The following is a 335-nucleotide window of genomic DNA, read 5'->3' as shown; positions in this document are numbered from 1 at the left end:
TCTTCTCTCCTCTCCTCTCTTTCTTCTCCCCCTTCTTTTCCTCTTCTTCCTTTCCTCCTCCCTTTTCCTTTTTCTTTTTTTCTTTCTTTCCTTCTTCTTTTTTCTTTTTTCCTTCTTCCTCCCCCCCCTTCCTCTCTCCTCCTTTCCTTTCCCCCTTTTTCTCCCCCTTTTCTTTCCTCTCTCTCTCTCCCTTCTTCCCTTTCTTCTCCTCTCTCCCTTTTTTTTTCCCTCCTCCTCCTTTTTCTCCTTTCTTTCCTCTTCTTCTCCCCTCCCTCTCCCCCTTCTTTTCTTTCCCTTTTTTCCCCCTTTTTCTCCCTTTCTCCCCTTTCCCTTTT

1 protein-coding gene is annotated in these 335 nt (G+C 45.4%); it reads right to left on the bottom strand.

Features of this window, described 5'->3' with window-relative positions; all coding sequences use genetic code 11:
• A partial coding sequence (locus KH400_RS30400) for a hypothetical protein (protein WP_217228686.1) occupies positions 1 to 335 on the bottom strand: 335 nt, incomplete at both ends.

The sequence above is a fragment of the Desertibacillus haloalkaliphilus genome, from assembly GCF_019039105.1.
Taxonomy (GTDB): domain Bacteria; phylum Bacillota; class Bacilli; order Bacillales; family KJ1-10-99; genus Desertibacillus; species Desertibacillus haloalkaliphilus.
This window is presented reverse-complemented; position numbering and strand designations above follow the sequence as displayed.